The organism is Novacetimonas hansenii JCM 7643 (assembly GCF_000964405.1).
In the GTDB taxonomy this organism is placed as follows: Bacteria; Pseudomonadota; Alphaproteobacteria; order Acetobacterales; family Acetobacteraceae; genus Novacetimonas; species Novacetimonas hansenii.
In genome coordinates, this window is sequence record NZ_BANE01000204.1 from 1 (window position 1) to 2,986 (window position 2,986).

Annotated in this window: 2 protein-coding genes; both read right to left on the bottom strand. The window is 63.0% G+C overall.

Annotation, left to right across the window (positions count from 1 at the left end; all coding sequences use genetic code 11):
• The coding region (locus B7G66_RS12970; protein ID WP_048859263.1) for a hypothetical protein at positions 1-788 on the bottom strand (788 nt) is incomplete at its 3' end.
• A 137-nt stretch (positions 789-925) separates the two neighbouring features.
• The coding region (locus B7G66_RS12975) for a ParB/RepB/Spo0J family partition protein (protein ID WP_048859264.1) at positions 926-2,986 on the bottom strand (2,061 nt) is incomplete at its 5' end.

Consider the following 2,986-nt stretch of genomic DNA (forward strand, 5'->3'; position numbering starts at 1 on the left):
AATGACGCGATGCCGAGGCTTTTGCTGCCGACCTCGCTGTTCCAAGCATAAAAGCCCCGGAAATAGAGATCAGGATCACCATTGGGCAAACGTCCTGCCTCGATCGGATGCGTATCATCGACCAGAAACAGGAACACGTCCCTGTCTGACGCATACAGCGTCGTGGTTTCCTTGGTGATATCGACGTAAGGATTGTGGGTCATGGTCGCCCAGTCGATCACGCCCGGCACCTTCCAGTTGGTATCGCCTGTGCCGTCCCCCGCGATCTTGCGCACCGCGCCCACCAGTTCATGGTCCCAGATGCGGCCATAATCGGGACCGGTTACGGCGCGCAGTTCCACGCGTCCGTCTTCCGTCTCCAGTGTTTTGACCAGTTCGGCGCGGTGCGACAGCAGGCCGTGCTGCAGGTTGATTGCTGCCAGGGGAGCCGGAAGATTGCGCAGATAGGATGACGGTGCGCCGACCAGACTGCACATCTGGCCGAACGACCAGTGAGTCGGTGCGATCGGCTCATTCTGTCCCGGCACGGTCAGCGTCAGGCGTTCGGCATTGTCGCGGGACGCTTCCACGCGAATGGCGCGGCTTTCCACCGTGCGGGCCGTGGCCCGATCTGCACGGGCCAGGGTCGCGGCGTGCAGGTCGGATAGTGACAGGTAGCACTCGTCATCCGGGCGCGAGAACCATTCGGACGAGACGCGGGCGCTGCGTTCGCCGCGCGAAGGATCGATGCGGAAGCCGCCGGACGCGGTGCCACGGGACGCGGGGGGCAGGATGGTGGTTGTGGTCATGGAAAACTCTCCTCTGATGCCGGTTATTCGGCACAGAAGGCGAATCCGCCCTCTCCCTCTTTCCGGGGCGCCGGACATGAAAAAAGCGGCTTCCGGTGCCCGGAAGCCGCTGTCTCAAAGTTCCAAAACCCATCGTTTTATTCGGCGGCGATAGCCTCCACGTCTTCGCCCGCTACCGCCATATCGGCAGATGTGTCATCTGGTCGCTCTATCGTGCGCAACGCTTCGGGTAGCCAGCCCGCCCCTTCCAGCAGCCGCTCGGCCTCGCGTGCCATGTCGGGCTTTTTCAGGTGGGCAATGCGGTCGGCCGCCTCATCGCCGCGTGCTTCCCGCACCGCCTGCAGGATACGCGCCTTGGTCACCCGACCGAGATAATTCTCGACGGTCGGCTGCCAGCCCGCCTCCACCATGTCGAGACTGAGAGCAGATGCCAGACGGTCTGCCCGTTTGAGGCGTTCGGTCACGCTGCGCTGCGACACCGCGCCATAGGATGGCATGCGCTCATAAAGCGCGTTAACCCCGAAGGACAGGCAATGGACCAGCAGGGCCATGCGACTGGTGTCGTCCAGCCCGTCGATCCAGCACCATAGCGCGTCCTCATCCTCCGGCAGATCGTGCTTCCAGCCCTCGTTGCGCTGGCGCAGTGCATGGGCCGGCAGGCTGCCCGGCATGTCGGGTGAATGGACCGGCAGCGCGATTTCGCGGACATAGGCTTCCAGGCAGTCAGCCCCCGGTGTCTGCCAGTAAACATCGCGCACCAATGTGTGCAGGAATTCGGTCAGGGCGATGTGTGGGTTGCCGGCAAAGGCATCCCGTAGGGCCAGCGTGCGCCAGGCCGTCAGTTCGGTGAGAAGCCGGTCGGGTAACGGCTTGATCCCGTCTTCTTCCTCGGGTTCGAGGTCGGGAGCGGTAGTATCACCCTCCCCGCCCCCGTCGCCGCCATCATCAGCAATACGGTCATCCCGCCCATCATACGCAGCATGATCGTATCCATCGACACCGCTGGTGTCATCGACCTCCTCGGACTTGGTCGGCATGTCCTCGGGCAAAACGAAGCCCCGCTCTACCTGCAGCGTACCGTCACTATCAAGGCTGACGAAGGCGCCTGCCCGCACCATCTCGGCAGGATCGAACGCCGGTGGCCGTTCCTCCAGGGCAAGGATGGCCTGTTCGATCTCGCCCAGCCGTGCATCGACCTCGTCGGGGTATTCATCGGCCTGAGCATATTCCTCCTCGATAGTTTCCTGCTCGACACGCAGGGCTTCGACACGGGCGGTTTCTTCATCGGACAGCGGCACTTCCGTGCCCTCGATTTCCGCGAACTGCCGTGTGTGGCCCCATGGAAACGACAGGGCCGTCTCGACCCATTTCCAGCCCTCGGCGCGGATATCCTCAGCGGCTGTGTGCAGTTTTTCCATGACCAGCCGGTCCAGAATGGCCGGATCCTGCAACCAGCCGCCATCATCGGCCTCGAACAGGTCGCGCATGATGGGACCACCCGCCGCGAGATAGGCGTCCAGCCCGACGAATCGGGCGCGCGCATCGGACGCCCGCACGGTCTTTTCTGTCAGCATGCGGCGGATAACATAGGGTTCGCGGTTATGGTTCTGAAATACGATCTCCCAGACCTGTTCCTGCCGCGCGTGGTCGTCGCTGATGGAAAAGGCCATCAACTGTTCCAGTCGCATGCCATCCTGCTCGTATATCTCCAGTAGCCTGTCCGACACGGTCATCAGCCGCAGGCGCTGTTTGACCACAGCGGGTGCGACAAAGAACGCGGCGGCAATTTCCTCCTCGGACATGCCTTTCTCCAGCATGTCGCGAAAAGCGCGGAACTGGTCCAGCGGATGCAGAGCCACGCGCTGGACGTTCTCGGCCAGAGAGTCATCCTCGGCAAGAATGGCCGATCCGGCTTCGCGCACGACGCAGGGCACGGGGGCGGTCTTCGCCAGTTTCTTCTGCTTCACCAACAGTTCGAGGGCACGGAAGCGCCGTCCGCCGGCAGGGACTTCGTAAGTGCCGGTCTCGGCCCCTTCGCCATCAAGCACGGGACGGACGTTCAGGCCCTGCAGCAGCCCGCGACGCTCGATATCGCGGGCCAGTTCTTCGATCGACAGGCCGGACTTTACCCGCCGCACGTTGGACTGGGACAGCACCAGCCGGTTGAACGGGATGTCGCGGGACGAACTCAGGGTGAT